Genomic DNA, 16,899 nt, shown 5'->3' on the forward strand with positions numbered 1-16,899 from the left:
TCCTTTATAATTAAAATTCCACATCTCTTTGGCTTTTCGCCGCCTAAAACAATATCAGATTTACCGCAATTGAACAGCAAAAAAAAGAAGATTCCGAGGAATCTTCAAAGTGCAGGGAGCTTGGGATTGAAATTAAAGGGATCAGCGATCTTCAACGGTGGTGATGAAACCAATTTTTGAAAGATTCGCCCGTTTAATTTCAATCAATGTTTTTGCCACAGTGTCATACGGCACACTTTCATCAATGTTTAAAGCAATGATCGGCTCAATGGTGGCATCTTTAGCCTTAATGGCTTCAAGTGATGCATGTAAATTCTCTAATGTCACTGGCGTTTGATTGAGTAAAATGTCACCCGTTTTGGTAATCTCAATGGTTTCTGGCTTTTGCGGCGGCACTGGCGCTTCAATGCTCGCGGCCTTTGGCAAAGAGAGATCCACAGATTGCGTCACCATCGGCGCTGTGATGATGAAAATCACCAATAATACAAGCATCACATCAATGAGGGGCACCATGTTGATTTCAGCATTTTCTGAGGTGTGCTCACTTCTGATTCGACCAATGGCCATCATGCCTCCTTCGCGTGTCCGCTCAATAATTTGATGAGTTTAAAAGCAAATGTGTCCAATCGTCCTAATGCCACACGATTGCGACGCGTCAGCCAGTTATATGCCATCACTGCCGGAATGGCGACGGCTAAACCGATGCCTGTCATGATCAGTGCTTCCCCCACTGGTCCTGCCACTTTATCAATGGTGCCGGCACCGGTTGCGCCGATGGTAATGAGGGCATGATAAATCCCCCACACCGTTCCAAACAATCCCACAAAAGGCGCAGTTGCTGCAATCGTTGCCAATACAGATAACCCATTTTCCTTTTGCATTTGAATGTCATCTAGCTCCGCGCGCAGTGTAATAGTGATAAAATCCGTCAATGTTGTGGATTCTGCCAATACAGCGCCTTCATTGTCATGATAAAAATCCACCGCTTCAATGCCCTTTTGTGTCAATTGTGCATAATCTAAACCCGCTAAATGTTTCGCGGTGCGGGATAAATCATGAATGTCCTTTGCTGTGTTAAACTGCTTAAAAAATGCAGAAACTTTATGACGACGAATCATGCCATTGAACGCTTTGATGACAATGATGCTCCAAGAGATCAAAGACATCACAATTAAAATGCCCAAAAGGCTTTTGCTGAGCACATCTGCTTGCCCGATGAAATGGGCAAATCCTAACTGTCCGACTTCCATACGATTCCTTTATGCGACTGAATTAAAATGCATAGTCTATACGATGTCGGATGGCGATCGCTTGACCATTTTCTCGATACGGGCGAATTTTCACCCCATTTGCGGCATTGAGTGCAGCCTCATCGAGCATCTTGTGCCCAGATGATCGCTCAAGCACCACTTTTGTCGGTGCGCCTTGTGCATTGAGCTCAATGATGACAACACTATTGCCACGCAATCCCTTACGGTGCGCTGCGCGTGGGCGCTTTGGCTGCGGATTTTTCAAAAACTCAATGCGACTCGCTGCCACCAATGGGCGTCCGCCTTGTGTTCGCGCTGCTTGTGCTTTAGCCGGTTTGCTCGGTGCTTTCACAACACGCTCAACCGCCTTAGGCTTAGGTGTGGGTTTAGGCTTTGCCTTCACCACCGGCGCCTCAATGGGCATTACAACATCCGCGGCTTTTACTGCTGTGTTTACCGCCACCATCTGAACCATCTCTTCATCATGCGGATGTTGTAATGTTTCTTCGATCACCTCTTCAACTTCAGCAATGCTCTCAATGTGATCACCTAATGTCACCATTTGAAGATCAACCGTGCCCGCAACACTTGCTTGCACCGCGAGACTTTTGGGCGATAACATTGTGGCAAGTGCAGCTGTATGCAGTGCACCGACCCCGACGATCAAAAGGAGATTCATGATTGCTGTTGTTTGAAAAGCTCTCTTATTCATAACCATTATCAAAAAATGTTGATTAACGTATGAGAATTATTATCATTTAAGAATCGTTTGTCAAATCATTTCATCACTTTTTTTAATCTGACTGATTGTTTTTATGAATGATGAGAGCAATTTATCATCGCAATTTGCTCGTCTGCCATTACTTTTATCGCCTTTATGGCTATAATGAAATCGTTTTGTTAATAGGATAAAAATATGATTAGAATTGGCATTATTGGCGTTGAAGGACGCATGGGGTTGAACATCTTACAATTGGTGACAGCGGCAGAAGATTTAACTTTAGGCGCTGCCATCACTCATCATGGCAGCCCAAACATTGGACAAGATGCAGGATCATTGCTACACAGCGAACCCTTAAATGTGCGCATCACGGATGATGTGGCAAGCACCACAAAAGACGTGGATGTATACATTGATTTCACGCTACCTGAAGCCACCATGATCAACATTCAACCGATTGCCAACGCCCACATTCCGGTGGTGATTGGCACCACAGGTTTAAGCACTGAGGATTTGGCACAATTGGCAATCTATGCCAAAGAGACCGCCATTTTACAAGCGCCGAATATGAGCCTTGGCGTCAATTTAGTTTATGCACTCCTTGAACAAGCGGCGAAAGTTTTGGGTAAACAAGCCGACATCGAAGTGCTGGAAATGCATCATCGCTTTAAAAAAGATGCACCAAGCGGCACAGCACTACAAATGGGTAAAGTGGTTGCCCATGCCATGAATGAAGATTTTGATAAAGTCGCGGTGTATGATCGCCATGATATGAATCGTGAGCGCGGCGCGGGTGAAATCGGCTTTGCCACATTGCGCGGTGGTTCTGTGGTGGGTGATCACACAGTAATTTTCGCCACACTTAAAGAACAAATTGAGATCACCCATAAAGCCAAAGATCGCTCCCTTTTTGCTGATGGTGCCGTGTATGCCGCTCGCTGGTTGCATCAAAAGCCCCATGGCCTTTACTCAATGCAGGATACCTTAGCCCTTTAATATGGATATTTTAATCAGTACACTCAATGCGCGTTTCTCTCATGCTTCTTTGGCCACCCGTTATTTATTGGCAAATTTAGACGATGATTTACGAGCACGCGCTGAGATTTGTGAATTCACCATTCAGCAAGACACCGAAGAGATTTTAGCCACTGTGTATGACAAAGCACCTAAAATCATTCTTTTGGGCGTCTATATCTGGAACATCAATGAAACCACCAAATTGGTGCGCGAGCTCAAAGCTTTAATGCCTGAGCTCATCATTGTCATTGGCGGACCTGAAGTGTCCCATGAATATGAAGAGACGGCGATTTTTACCACGGCTGATTATCTCATCACCGGTTGGGGCGACATCAGTGCGTATGAATTGTGCCGTGACATTCTCAATGATCAAGCACCAAGTGATAAAGTCATCAAAGGCAAACAGCCGAAACTCGAAGAGATTAAGCTCCCTTACGATTACTATACGGACTTTGACATTGCCCACCGCACCATTTATGTGGAAGCCTCACGCGGTTGCCCATTTAAGTGCGAGTTCTGTTTATCGAGCCTTGATAAAACAGCGTGGACTTTCCCGCTTGAAGATTTTCTCGCGGCGATGGATCGCTTATATCAACGGGGTTTACGTCAATTTAAATTCATTGATCGCACCTTTAATCTCAAACGTGAATTTACCGTACGGATTTTAAATTTCTTTTTGGATAAATTGGCGAAAAATCCTGAAGATGCGCTCTTTTTACACTTTGAATTGGTGCCAGACTTTTTGCCCGAAGAGATCAAAGCCCTCATTTTAAAATTCCCTGAAGGGAGTTTACAGTTTGAGATTGGCATTCAAACCCTCAATACGGAAACACAGCAGCTCATTTCACGACGCACAAATTTAGCCAAAGCCAAAGAGAACATCTCGTGGCTCTCTAAACATACCTCCGTGCATTTACATGTGGATTTGATCGCAGGTTTACCAGCGGAGGATTTAGAGCAGTTTGCCAAAGGCTTTAATGAACTTTGGTCATGGGAGCCCCAAGAGATTCAGCTGGGCATTTTAAAGCGCTTAAAAGGTACACCCATTACGCGCCATACTGATTCATTTGATTATCGTTACAGTCCTGAAGCCCCTTACAGTGTCTTTGCCAATAAGGACATGGACTTTACCACCATGAATCAGATGAAAAATGCCGCAAAATTTTGGGATCTGATTGCCAACTCAGGGCGCTTTAATCATACATTGCCGTTATTGTTTGATGAATCTGCCTTTGAAACTTTATGGCAACTCTCTGAATACTTGGTCAAATGTTTCAAACGCACCCACAGCATTCCTTTAGATAAACTCTTGAGTGCAGTCTTTAACTACTTAGTTGAGATCAAAAAAGTACCCATCGCCACAGTACAAACTGCCATGGGCGAAGATTTTATGCGCATTGGCTTACAAGGTTGGCCAAAATATTTGGGTGAAAAGCCGGCTGATTTTACTGAGCGACTCAGCAAATATCAACAAAAAACTGCAGCGCCTAAACGCCAGCAACAACACCTTTAATTTTCCTCATAAAAAAAGCTCAGATCTCTCTGAGCTTTTTAACATCGAGACTCAATGTCAGTTATTCAACAATTTGAGCAATTTTATGCTCTTTATTTTGATTGCGCACTGCGCGCTTTAACAAAATATTGTTATTGATGTGGATGGCCACTAAAAATGCAACCACACCTGGCACAACCCATCCCATAGAGATGTCATGTAATGGCAACATTTGCACAAAGCCTGCCGTTGGGAAGAAGACAGAAGAAACGCTGATGAACAACACCACATACGTTGTGATGCGCAATTCAACTTTATCTAATGGCACCAATAATTTATCAATAAAGATCAACACGATCAATGTGATGGTCAAAGGATAAACGATCAATAAAACAGGAATCGCCCCTTTAATGATGCTGCTGAGCCCTTGGTTTGCTAAGCCAAAACTGATCAATGTGAAGATGATCGCATATTGCTTATAAGACAATCTTGGCATTAAGCTATGGAAATAGCTGCTGATGGACACAATTAAACCAATCGCTGTGGTCAAACATGCCAAACCGACGATGATGCCCAATAAGAATTGACCTGGTAAACCTAAAGTCATGCGGGAGACTTGCGTTAAGATGTATGTCCCACGATCTTGTTGTTGTAACGCAAATTGCGCTTCATCAATCGGGAAATGGTTACCCACCCAGCCTAAAGCGATGTAGATTAAACCTAAGGCAATCCCTGCAATCACTGCGGCATATGAGGAGTATTTAAACAAATCTTTTTGATTGGTGATCCCATATGCACGCACCGCTTTTAATACGATGATGGAAAATGCCACCGCTGCGATGGTATCCATTGTTTGATAACCTTCAACAAAGCCTTTGGCAAAAGGCGCTGCTTGATATGAAGGATCAATGGCTTCAATCGGTGTATTGAGTTGGAAAATCGCCAATACGATCAATACAAGCATGGTGATCAATAACGCTGGCGTTAAGATCTGACCCACGCGATCCACAATTTTCGTTGGGTTAAAGCTCAACCAAAACACCACAATGAAGAAGAAAACAGAGTAGAAAAACAGGCCCACTTTGCCCACTAAATCCGTCGCCAATACAGATGCATCTGCTGCATAGAACATCGATTTTAAGCCTTCAGCAATGCTTAAAAACAGACCATGTAACAGTCCGCCTTCATTACGAATGAAAGGCACCAATGCCATTTCATAAGAGACTGTGGCTGTTCTTGGGATGGCAAAGAATGGTCCAATGGTCAGATAAATGGCCACCATAAAGACCACAGAGAAAATCACGCCAATGCGTTTTGTTTCTGTGATGAAACCTTCTTCAGAAAAGGAACCAGCGATGATGCCAAGCAGCGGTAAACCCACGCCTGTAATGACAAAACCGATAATTGCAGGAAAAAAGTTGCCACCACTGAGCCAACCTGCATTTGGTGGGAAGATCAAGTTACCAGCGCCAAAAAAGATGGCGAACAACATAAACCCAATGGCTGTGATTTTTCGAACCGTCATAATACTCTCTAAATTTTCATCAATATATTTTGTAAGATTGTCTTGGGTAAAGACACTGTTTACGCACAGTAAACGCAATGGGAAACCTTTTGGGTTACTTAAATAGATAGCATGAAAATTTAGAGTACTCAAGTGGCGGGTGCCATAAAGTCAAATTATGACTGATAATCACTCAATTTTTGTTGAATATCCGCCACCAATCCCGTGCCGCCATAAATGAAGCCAGAATAGATTTGCACCAATTTTGCGCCCGCTTTGATCTTATCTAAAGCATCTTCTCCTGTCATGATGCCACCGGCGGCAATCACAGGAATGGATTCTGGTAAATGCGTTGTGAGCACCTTCACAACTTCTGTGGCTTTTTCTGTCAACGGTCCACCACTTAATCCGCCCGCTTCATTGGCATTGATGCAACCGGTAACAGCCTCACGGCTTAACGTTGTGTTTGTGGCAATCACACCATCTAATGCCACCGCTTTGATCACTTCTATGGATTCAAGCAACTCTGCCTCACTCATATCAGGCGCTAACTTCACCACAAGCGGGGTGTATTTTTTCGTTTCATTGAACAATCTGCCCTGCTCTGCTTTGAGGGTTGAGAGCAGTTGCATCAAATGATCTTTCCCCTGAAGGGCACGTAAATTCTTAGTGTTTGGCGATGAAATATTAATGGTGATGTAATCGGCCAATGTATACGCTTTTTGCAAGCAAATCATATAATCATCGGTGGCGCGCTCAATGGGCGTCACTGCATTTTTACCAATGTTCACGCCAATCAATGGACCATTGGCGCCATGATTTAAGCGATACTCCGCCAAATTCTGTAATAAATGGTCAATCCCTTTATTATTAAAGCCCATGCGATTGATGATGGCTTGTTTTTCCGGAATGCGGAACATGCGTGGCTTTGGATTGCCCGGCTGCGGGCGCGGCGTCACCGTACCAATTTCCACAAAGCCAAAGCCCATTTTTGCCCATGCAGACAATGCCGCCCCATTTTTATCTAAACCTGCCGCTAAACCTAAACGATTGGGAAAGGTTAAACCCATGATATTGACTGGATCATGCGTCATTTCTGTGGCAATCGGTAATAACGGTAATGTGGCAATGGCGATGTTATGCGCCGTTTCAGCCGGTAATGTTAATAAAAAGCGGCGCGCAAAATCCATCATAGGGAGCTCCTTGTGTCTGATAATGGGATTGATTGTTGTTTGGCATGTAAGGATTGTAGCCACAGTCGAGATTGCAAAGGCTCTTTGCCAAGCAGTGACTGCAATAAAAAGCGCATCATGCGCTTATAGTGTTGCAATAATGGGCGATCAAGGCGTTCATATTGATGCGTCTCTTCGATCATCTGTAGGGTTAAAATATGGTGCCCTGGCATCACTGGCGTTGGCATTTTAAAGGGATGTTTACTGAGCCCTGCTTCAATCCCCACATAATAATTGAGATTGGCTTGAATCTCATCGCCCTCGCTGTCTGCGGTTAAATCAGGCATCGATCCCAAAGTTTCTAAGAGTGCTTTCTCAAAGGTGCGCAGCATCCACTCTTGCAAGTCTGCATCAGCATGTTCTAATGCTGCCAGCGCCCGCCAATAATGGGTAAATAGCGATGAATCGGCATGGTGCGCGCTCATTAAACGCATCAACAGCTCATTTAAATAGTAACCGGACCACACATTGAGCCCCTTAATGAAGGCATGCTGCACACTGTCATAATCCTCTGCAAAATAGAAGACTTTACCTGCTTTCAATTGCCAATGGCCGAGCTCAAAAATTTGATCACTGTAACGGGCTTTGCGGCTACGCCTTGCGAGTACTTTAATTTTTCCATGCTGCTCAGTAAAAAGATCGAGCAAAACCCGATCTTCTTGATAAGCACTTTTTTTAAGGACAACGCCAAGCGTTTGCATCACCACGATTAATCTTTATTCCCCATAGAGGTGAGGAACTGGCCGATTAAGCGCTCAATGACAATGGCCGATTGTGTCATTTTAATTTGGCTGTCATTTTCTAATGGAATCGGTGAGCCGCCGGGATCTAACGCAATGTATTGTTCACCCACTAAACCTGCTGTATAGATCATTGCGGAGGTGTCATTTGGGATCTCAAATTGATCATCTAATTTCATAGTGACAACGGCACGAAAATCATCCGGATCTAACGCAATGTTTGACACACGACCCACGCGCACACCGCCAATCATCACAGGTGCTTTCACTTTCAATGAGCCCACATTGTCAAAACTTGCTGACACAGAGATTTGCTTACCAAAGCGGCCATCGGTTGTACTGGCACTCAAGGCGAGCCAAATCAATGCCACCACCCCAAGAATCATAAATAAGCCGACTGAAAAATTCACTGCTCGTGTATTCATACTGCTCTCACTCTTAATAAAATTGGCTTCATTCTACTATGTTTTTATCTTTTATGCATGCCAGCGCTTTTTGTATGGGCGCAAAACTTCTGCGATGGGTTGGCAAAACGCCATGGGCAGCCAGTGCCGCTAAATGAGCCGCCGTTCCATAACCTTTGTGTTGTTTAAATCCATATTCAGGATGATCTTGATCTAACGCAATCATGGACAAATCGCGCGCTGTTTTCGCTAAAATACTCGCCGCACTGATCTCTTGATGCAGTAAATCTCCTTTGATCACCGTTTCACAAGCAAGGTGATTTGGAAATTTTGGATTTTGATTGCCATCCACGCGTACCAAATCTGGCGTCACATCCAAACCTGCCACCGCGCGGCGCATGGCTAGCAGTGTGGCTTGTAGAATATTAAGTGTGTCAATCTCCTCAACTGAAGCCGACGCTATGCACCAAGCTTTTGCTTTTTCTTTGATCTCTTGTGCGATGATGTAGCGCTTTTTCTCAGAGATTTTTTTTGAATCCGTTAAGCCTTCAATGCCATGATCTGCATCTAAAATCACAGCCGCGGCAAAAACATCGCCACATAAAGGGCCGCGCCCGGCTTCATCGACACCTGCAATTAAAAAAACGTTGTCATCATGCTCAGGTGTTTCAGTAAATAAAGAGAGTTGCGTATTCATCAGATGGAATTGACCAATTTATCAATGATGGCTTTAGCCGCCGCTTTATCTGCATTTAAACGCAGCGACTCATGCACTTTTAAAAATTCTGCATCAAGCACATGGGCATCGGCTTTCTCAAATGCCTCTTCCACCAAGGGCTTTAAGCGCTCTGGCGTGACATCTGCTTGGAAAACTTCTGGCACCAATGGCTGACCCGATAAAATATTTGGTAACGAGAAATATGGCGTGCGCACCACTTTTTTGGCAATGTATGCGGTGACCGATGAGAATTTATATGCCACCACCATCGGTTTTTTAAGGAGCAATGCCTCAAGGGTTGCAGTGCCTGAGGCAAGTAACACAACATCCGAAGCTTGCATCGCTAAACGTGAATCACCTTTTAAGACCACCATATGGGCTTGGGCTTCCTGGCTGAGCTTAGCCACCGCGCTTTCAATCACCTCATGAAGGTGATCGGTTGCCGCTGGAATCAATACTTTTAACTCAGGATGTGCATCCATCAATAAGATGGCCGTTTGCATGAAGATGTCTAACAAGCGAGACACTTCACTGACGCGGCTGCCCGGCAACAATGCCAGCACTTTGCCATGCTCAGGTAAATTTAGGGTTTGACGGGCATAAGCCACATCGGGCTGCAACGGGATTTCATCGGCCAAGCGATGACCAACGCACGCTGCATCCATTTTATGCTTTTGATACAGTGCCACTTCAAATGGAAAGAGGCACAAAACTTTATCCACCGACTTTTTGATGGTAAAAACACGTTTTTCACGCCACACCCAAATTGATGGGGAGACGTAATGAAAAGTGGTGATGCCAATCTGTTTGACAGAGGCTGCCACTTTTAAATTAAAATCTGGGGCATCGATGCCAATAAAGGCAATCGGCATGCGATCTTCGGCGGCTTTGACCAATTGCGCCTTTAAACGCAGCAATTTAGGCAAATGCACCAAGACTTCAAAGAGCCCCATCACCGATAATGTTTCGATCGGTGCTAGACTCTCTAAGCCTTCAGCAATCATCAGTGGACCCCCGACGCCAAAAAATTCAGCGTGCGGAAACTCCACTTTCAATGCTCGGATTAAACCTGCACCTAAAATATCACCCGATAATTCACCGGCAACAATCATAAAAGTGGGCGAGGATGATATTTCTTTCACAGGTTAACCTTCTTTTTAATTTAACGCACAATACCACGTTGAGTGGGCACTTCTAAAAAGTCCACCATTTGTTGCAAATGTGGGAACTCTTTGGCCAGCACTTTAATCTCATCGATGGCATCTTGAAGCATCAAGTTTTGACGATACAAAATTTTATACGCACGTTTCGTGGCTAAAATGGCATCACTTGAATAGTTGTGACGACGCAGCCCTTCTGAGTTGATGCCCGCAGGCTCAGCACGGTAACCGGCTGCCGTAATGAATGGTGGCACATCGCGATGAATCCCCGATGAGAAACCTGTAATGGCACCTGTCCCAACGCGGCAGCGCTGATACACCATAGAATAGCCGCCTAAAATCACATCATCTTCAATGGTGACATGTCCGGCTAAAGATGCACCATTGGCAAAAATGGTGCGCGAACCGACGATGCAATCATGGGCAATGTGACACGTTGCCATGATCCAGTTGTCGTCCCCAATTTTAGTAAGGCTCGCATCTTGCACCGTGCCACGATTGATTGAAACATATTCACGAAACGTATTGCGATCACCAATGTGCAACTCAGTAAAATCGTCCGCTTTGAACTTTTTATCCTGTGGCACTTCACCGATGGAAGAGAATTGATAAAACGTGTTATCTTCCCCGATGATGGTATTTGCACCAATGACTACGTGGGAAATGAGTTTTGTCCCACGACCAATGCGGCTATTTTCACCCACGATGCAAAATGGGCCGATGCTCACATCCTCCGCAATGACTGCGGTTTCATGAATGACGGCGGTTGAATGGATTAAATTTTCTGGCATGATTCATTCCTCCTTAAACAGAGTTAAAATGCCTCCTGACGCATACACATGACTTCTGCTTCACACACCACAGTGCCATCAACGCGCGCAACGCCAGAAAACGACCAAATACCACGACGCGCTTTTAAGAATTTCACTTCGATTTCCATGGTATCACCGGGTTCAACAGGCTTTCTAAAGCGCGCTTTATCAATCCCTACAAAGTAGTAAATGGAGTTTGGCGTCGCATCTTGACCCGCTGTTTTATATGCTAAAATGCCTGTGGCTTGTGCAATGGCTTCTAAAATCAATACACCCGGCATAATCGGTTTCACAGGAAAGTGGCCTGTGAAGTAGGGTTCATTGTAGGTCACATTTTTGCGTGCTAACAATGTTTCGCCTTCTACATAATCCAAAACGCGATCGATCATCAAAAATGGATAGCGATGGGGTAAAAACTTCATAATTTCGTTGATGTCAATCATTTTAGAATCAGACACTGTTTCACCTTTCCTTATTCTTCAAAGTCTATTTTCTTCTCTAAAGCCTTCACACGGCGATAGAGTTTATCAATGTTTTGTAGCTGAACCACATTTTTGCGCCAGCTACGATTATCTGTCACAGGCATTCCGGATGAATACACGCCAGGCTCAATCAACGAATGAGTAACCATTGTATCCCCCGTCACCATGACGCCGTCATGCAACTTGATGTGCCCGTTGATACCGACACCGCCGCCAATGACGACGCGATTACCAATCGTCGCAGAACCCGCGATGCCCGTAAATCCTGAAATTACGGTGTGTTCACCGACGATGCCATTGTGCCCTAATTGCACATGGTTATCGATTTTTGTGCCTTTGCCAATCACTGTATCTTCAATCGCACCGCGGTCAATACAGCTATTTGCCCCAATGTCCACATCATCCGATAAAATGACGCGACCCACTTGAGCAATTTTTACATAACCTGTCGCTCCTGGCGCAAAGCCAAAACCTTCTGCCCCAATCACAACGCCTGAATGGAGCGTCACGCGATCGCCTAAAATACAACCATAACAAATGGTGACATTCGGATATAAAAAGCAGCCTTTGCCCAGCACCACATTCTCTTCAATGACGCTGCCGGCTTTAATCACAGAATCATCACCGATTTGTACGCCCGCTTCAATCACCACATTTGCGCCAATGTAGACATTTTCGCCAATGGTTGCCGTTTCATCAATCACGGCTGAAGGATGAATGGTGCGCACTAAATGGGTTTGACGCGTATCAAATAGATGAGAAACATACGCCCACGCTAAATAAGGATTTTTAGTGACCAAGGCATTACCTTGATAATGCTCTGCTAAATCAGGCGCTAAAATCACCACAGATGCTTCTGTTGTTTCTAAAAACTGACGATATTTCACGTTATTGATAAACGCGATCTCACCTGCTTTGGCATTCTGGATCGTCGCTAAACGCGTGATCTGACAATTTTGATCACCTTTCAATTCCAAATCATTGATGTGGTGCGCCACATAATCATAAATTTCTGACAATAACATGTTATTTCTCTAGTTTTTCTCTTAATTTATTTAAGATGGAGTCGGTCACTTGTAAGCGATCGGCGGAAAAGATCATGCCGGATTCCATAATGAGATCATACTGATTATCCTCAGCATATTCTAAAATGGTGTCGGTGATCTCTTTATGCATTTTGTAGAGCTCTTCATTGCGGCGCAGATTATAATCTTGACGAAACTCTGAAGCTAAACGGGCATATTCGCGCTCTAAATTGAGCAAGCTGCGTTCATTCTCTTTGCGCTCTGAATCATCTAAGGCAGACGTCACAATGGAATCTTGCGAGCTTTTCATCTCAAGGCTTAAATTTCTGAGCATCTCATCTTTTTGGGCAAATTCATCTTGCAGGCTTTTTTGTACGCCTTTAATTTGCGAATACTCTTCCACTAAGCGTGGCATGTCCACAACGCCCACTTTCAGTGATTGCGCTGTGGCAGCATTGAAAGCCAAATTGCATGAGATCAGCAAAATGGCTTGAAGCATCCAACGTTTCATTAGAACGGAATACCAATGGAGAACTGGAATTTCTGCGTGCGGTCATAAGATTCTGATTTGATCGGGTTCGCATAGGAGAACACCAATGGACCAATTGGAGAGAACCATGCCACGCTCACACCGGCAGAATAACGTAAGCTTGATGTTTTAAAGCTTTTGTATTTGTCATTGTTGTGCACGTTTTCGCGCAAGTTATCGCCTAAACCATACACTTGACCGGCATCAAAGAACACAGACCATCTTAAGTTGTTGCTCTCTGCAAAGCCTGGCACGCGCATAATGAGTTCAGCCGTTGCATTCATTTGTAAATCACCGCCAGCGGCTTGATCATTCACATAACGCGGACCTAATGTACCTGAACGATAACCACGAACCGTTCTTAAACCACCTGAGTAGTAACGCTCATAAAATGGTAAGCCGGAAGTTTTGCCGTAGCCATAACCTTTGGCAATGTCACCACGCAAGTTCAACACCACATCATCCCCATCAAACAATGGATAGAAGCTGCTGTGTTTAAAGGCCACTTTGTAGAATTCATCCGTTGAACCCGGCAATGTACCCGATAACGTCAATGAGTTGAGTGAGCCTTCTGTGGCAAATACGGTGCGATCACGCGTATCACGAGAAATCCCGGTGCTGAAACGAATCAAGTTTTTCTTCTTCGTCACACGATTCCAGTTGCCACCATTGTAACCTTCACAATACCCTGTATTGCCGTACTCTTTACACTCAGTGCCGGTTAAATCTTTAACGATTTCCATCGGCGTTTCACGAGTGGTTTTGATGTTCAAACGGTCATAACCCACACTTGCACCCACGGATGTAAACTCAGTCAATGGATAACCAAAGTTAAAGCTTAAACCATAACCATCCATCAAATAGTCAGCGGTGTAATCGTTTTTATTCTTCTGTTTTGTATAATGCGCAGAGACACCCGCACTCACACCACTGTCCGTAAAGTATGGATTGGTGTAAGAGATGTTAAAAGATTGTGTTTCATCATCCGTTTCCGCAGACACATACAACTGATTACCTGTCCCCATGAAGTTTGGCTGATCAAAACTAATGTTGAAACCAAATTTAGATTCCATGCCATAGCTCAAACCAAATGTGATGCTCCCTGCGCTGCGCTCTTTAACCTTATAGGTTAAATCCACAAGATCAGAATCCACTTGGCGCGTGACGACATCGACATCTTCCACATAAGGCAAACGCTGTAAACGCACTTTTGAGCGCTCAACGTCACTGGACATGAATTGTCCGCCTTCCATCTGACGAATTTCACGACGGAAAACATTGTCTTGTGTCCGTTCGTTCCCTTCGATGTTCACGCGGCGCACATAAATTTTCTCACCATTATCCACAGAGAAAATCATTTTAACGGTTTTATTCTCTTCATCGATGTCCGGAATGGCATTGACGCGTGCAAGCGCATAACCATCATCCCCAAGGCGATCTTGAATGGCTTTCACAGCCGCATCCACTTTTGATTTTTTGTAATATTTGCCTTTATCGATGTCCACCAATGCGGTTAATTCTTCTAATGGCACATGGGTGTTGCCCACCACTTCAAAATCTGTAATGCGATAACGATTGCCTTCATGCACATCAATGTCCACAAATAAGCGCTCTTGATCTGGTGCCACAGAGGCTAAAGAGGAATTCACCTCCGCTTTCATAAAGCCGCGCTCTTGGTAGAATTTCTCAATCGATTCCACATCTTCACCCACGATGCGTGGGCTGTAACGATCTGATTTGGTCAACAGCGTCATAAAGCCAGACTCTTTGGTCTTCATTTGCTTTTTGAGTTTACCATCGCCGTAATTTTCATTGCCCGTAAAAGAGATGTCTGCCAATTCAGCGGTTTTACCTTCAGAGACCGCCAATTCAACATTCACACGATTACGTGGCAACTCAATGACATTGACATCAATTTTTGTGGTGTATTTGCCACGTTCTTCATAGGCTTTGAGTAAATCGTTTTTAATGGATGCCATTTTAGAGGCGCTGTAGGTTTTCCCTTCGGATAAACCTGCCATTTTAAGCATCTCTTTAAATTGCTTAGAGCCCACATCTTTATTGCCTGTGACATTCACACGGTCAATGACTGGGCGCTCCACCACATTGATGACCAACACGCCATTTTGTTGGTAAACACGCACATCATCAAAGAGTTCTGTGGCATATAAGCGACCAATTGTCTCTTGGATGTTACCTTTTTTAAGTGTCGCTGTATCACCACCTAATTGTGAAAAGACTGTACCAGCATTGAGTCTTTGCAGACCTTCAACGCGAACATCTCGCACAGAATAGTTTTGTGCATAAACGAGAGGCATTGCTAATAACAAAGCCGTTGCGAGTATCGATTTTTGACAATTCTTGAGGACCATTATTATTCTCTAACACTATAAAATCTGAAGGTAAACTAGGCGACAATATACAGAATTTGAGGCGTAATTACCACTCATTTAATAGACAGCTAAAACCACTTAGCCACATCATAACTGATGACCACCGCCATAAAAATAAACATGACGAGCGCACCTAATTGCAAAACTTTGACCTTAATACTATCAGGGAATTGATGTTTGCCCATGATTTTTTCAATCCCAAGCCCCACTAAGCGCCCACCATCTAAGACAGGAATGGGCAATAAGTTCAATAAACCAATGTTAATGCTAAAGAGCGCAGCAAGCTGCACAAAGTAAACCAAACCTGAAGCAAGCGCTTGTCCTGCAATGTTTGCAATGCTCACAGGCCCTGCCATTGTATTGATGTGAAAATCCCCTGTAATCATGCGCCCAAGGAATTTAAACACCATCAAACCATCGCTCACAGTTTTATGCACCGCAGCGCTCAATGCATCGATTGGCCCTAGGCGATCTTTGGTCACTAAATCTTTATAAATGGACGCATCAATCATCACACCTAAACGTACGCGACCGTCTGCATCTGCCTGCGGCATTAATGTTTTACGCTCTATTTTTCCGCCGCGATCAATGATGACCTCTACCGCTTGCCCATCTTTTAAATCAGCGGCCACCGTCAATACATCGTGCCATTCTGGCGTTTGATGGCCCGCAATTTCAATGATGTCATCGCCCTTCATTAAACCTGCGATTTCTGCGGCACTCCCTGCAACCACCTCAGAGATAATCGGTTTTAATGCAGGCAAATAAAGATTCACACCCAGCTCTTTGTACAAATCTGTCTTGGCATCTAATTTTAAAGACTCGCCAATGTCTAACGTGGCATAACGCTCTTTACCATTGCGCTCATACACGATTTCTGCCTTGCCATCGTCTAAATATTCGATGAGCTTTTGCATCATGTCCGTAAAACTTTCGACATTTTCGCCATCAATGGTGCGAATGAGATCGCCATTTTGTAATCCTGCGCTCGCAAAGGGTTGTTCTGCCGTCACTTCGACATAGGGCTTATAAGCCGGCACGCCATACATGAATAAGCCCCAAAGCAATGCAATTGCCAGCACAATATTGGCCAAAGGGCCAGCAGCAACGACACACGCACGCTTCCAAATCGGAGCGTCTTTAAACTTCATCCCTTCACTGAAGGATTCTGTGTGCCCTTCATCATCCACAAACGCCACATAACCACCGAGTGGAATGAGTCCAACAGCATATTCAATGCCATCTTTTCCTTTGCGGGACCAAATGTTTTTCCCAAAGCCAATGCTGAACTTTGAGACGGCAAAACCCAATTTACGCGCCACATAAAAGTGACCAAATTCATGGATGGTGACCAAAAGTCCCATCAAAATAATGAATCCGCCCACAGAGCGGAAAAAGGTTTCTAACCATTCAAACATCG

Annotated in this window: 17 protein-coding genes; 2 read left to right on the forward strand and 15 right to left on the reverse strand. The window is 44.3% G+C overall.

Annotated elements, in window-relative coordinates:
* Nucleotides 1-141: 141 nt before the first annotated feature.
* From B143_RS0103630 to B143_RS0103640, 3 genes are read right to left on the reverse strand one after another with little or no spacing between them, the layout of a single operon-like run.
* Nucleotides 142-567 carry an ExbD/TolR family protein gene (locus B143_RS0103630; protein ID WP_018122243.1) on the reverse strand — a complete coding sequence of 142 codons (426 nt, stop codon included), beginning with the start codon at nt 565-567 and terminating at the stop codon, nt 142-144.
* Nucleotides 567-1,250, reverse strand: coding sequence for a MotA/TolQ/ExbB proton channel family protein (locus tag B143_RS0103635; RefSeq protein ID WP_018122244.1), 684 nt, complete (start codon nt 1,248-1,250; stop codon nt 567-569). Before B143_RS0103635 ends, B143_RS0103630 begins: the two co-directional genes overlap by 1 nt.
* Nucleotides 1,251-1,272: 22 nt before the next feature.
* Entirely contained in the window at nt 1,273-1,962 is a 690-nt protein-coding gene (locus tag B143_RS0103640) for an energy transducer TonB (RefSeq protein WP_018122245.1), read from the reverse strand.
* 204 nt (nt 1,963-2,166) lie between these two features.
* On the opposite strand from B143_RS0103640, the gene dapB reads away from it, so the two are divergent.
* Nucleotides 2,167-2,967 carry a 4-hydroxy-tetrahydrodipicolinate reductase gene (gene dapB, locus B143_RS0103645; RefSeq protein WP_018122246.1) on the forward strand — a complete coding sequence of 267 codons (801 nt, stop codon included), beginning with the start codon at nt 2,167-2,169 and terminating at the stop codon, nt 2,965-2,967.
* A 1-nt stretch (nt 2,968) separates the two neighbouring features.
* On the forward strand, nt 2,969-4,501 hold the full coding sequence (locus B143_RS0103650) for a B12-binding domain-containing radical SAM protein (protein WP_018122247.1): 1,533 nt from the start codon (nt 2,969-2,971) through the stop codon (nt 4,499-4,501).
* A gap of 61 nt (nt 4,502-4,562) precedes the next feature.
* On the opposite strand, the gene brnQ is transcribed toward B143_RS0103650, so the two are convergent.
* From brnQ to rseP, 12 genes are all read right to left on the reverse strand, one after another.
* A complete protein-coding gene (brnQ, locus tag B143_RS0103655; RefSeq protein ID WP_018122248.1) occupies nt 4,563-6,005 on the reverse strand; it encodes a branched-chain amino acid transport system II carrier protein in 1,443 nt (480 codons plus the stop codon).
* Nucleotides 6,006-6,160: 155 nt separating this feature from the next.
* Entirely contained in the window at nt 6,161-7,177 is a 1,017-nt protein-coding gene (locus B143_RS0103660) for a quinone-dependent dihydroorotate dehydrogenase (protein WP_018122249.1), read from the reverse strand.
* Nucleotides 7,174-7,917, reverse strand: coding sequence for a DNA repair protein RecO (gene recO / locus B143_RS0103665; protein WP_248647501.1), 744 nt, complete (start codon nt 7,915-7,917; stop codon nt 7,174-7,176). The genes B143_RS0103660 and recO overlap by 4 nt, the downstream gene beginning before the upstream one ends.
* 8 nt (nt 7,918-7,925) lie before the next feature.
* Nucleotides 7,926-8,381: an outer membrane lipid asymmetry maintenance protein MlaD gene (mlaD, locus tag B143_RS0103670; protein ID WP_008314429.1), complete on the reverse strand. Its 456-nt coding sequence runs from the start codon at nt 8,379-8,381 to the stop codon at nt 7,926-7,928.
* Between the two features lie 28 nt (nt 8,382-8,409).
* Complete coding sequence (gene rnhB, locus B143_RS0103675; RefSeq protein WP_018122251.1) at nt 8,410-9,057, reverse strand: ribonuclease HII; 648 nt, start codon at nt 9,055-9,057, stop codon at nt 8,410-8,412.
* On the reverse strand, nt 9,057-10,220 hold the full coding sequence (gene lpxB / locus B143_RS0103680; RefSeq protein ID WP_248647497.1) for a lipid-A-disaccharide synthase: 1,164 nt from the start codon (nt 10,218-10,220) through the stop codon (nt 9,057-9,059). Before lpxB ends, rnhB begins: the two co-directional genes overlap by 1 nt.
* A gap of 20 nt (nt 10,221-10,240) precedes the next feature.
* A complete protein-coding gene (gene lpxA / locus B143_RS0103685) occupies nt 10,241-11,029 on the reverse strand; it encodes an acyl-ACP--UDP-N-acetylglucosamine O-acyltransferase (RefSeq protein ID WP_018122253.1) in 789 nt (262 codons plus the stop codon).
* A 23-nt stretch (nt 11,030-11,052) separates the two neighbouring features.
* Nucleotides 11,053-11,493 carry a 3-hydroxyacyl-ACP dehydratase FabZ gene (fabZ, locus tag B143_RS0103690; protein ID WP_018122254.1) on the reverse strand — a complete coding sequence of 147 codons (441 nt, stop codon included), beginning with the start codon at nt 11,491-11,493 and terminating at the stop codon, nt 11,053-11,055.
* 29 nt (nt 11,494-11,522) lie between these two features.
* Nucleotides 11,523-12,557: a UDP-3-O-(3-hydroxymyristoyl)glucosamine N-acyltransferase gene (gene lpxD / locus B143_RS0103695; RefSeq protein ID WP_018122255.1), complete on the reverse strand. Its 1,035-nt coding sequence runs from the start codon at nt 12,555-12,557 to the stop codon at nt 11,523-11,525.
* A 1-nt stretch (nt 12,558) separates the two neighbouring features.
* The gene (locus B143_RS0103700; RefSeq protein ID WP_246781893.1) at nt 12,559-13,068 is read right to left on the reverse strand and encodes an OmpH/Skp family outer membrane protein; all 510 of its coding nucleotides are present in this window, start codon (nt 13,066-13,068) and stop codon (nt 12,559-12,561) included.
* Nucleotides 13,068-15,404 (reverse strand): outer membrane protein assembly factor BamA, encoded by a 2,337-nt coding sequence (gene bamA, locus B143_RS0103705; protein ID WP_246534765.1) that lies wholly within the window; start codon nt 15,402-15,404, stop codon nt 13,068-13,070. Before bamA ends, B143_RS0103700 begins: the two co-directional genes overlap by 1 nt.
* Nucleotides 15,405-15,547: 143 nt before the next feature.
* A complete protein-coding gene (gene rseP / locus B143_RS0103710; protein WP_018122258.1) occupies nt 15,548-16,897 on the reverse strand; it encodes an RIP metalloprotease RseP in 1,350 nt (449 codons plus the stop codon).
* Nucleotides 16,898-16,899: the final 2 nt, after the last annotated feature.

Source organism: Wohlfahrtiimonas chitiniclastica DSM 18708 (assembly GCF_000375345.1).
GTDB classification, from domain to species: Bacteria; Pseudomonadota; Gammaproteobacteria; order Cardiobacteriales; family Wohlfahrtiimonadaceae; genus Wohlfahrtiimonas; species Wohlfahrtiimonas chitiniclastica.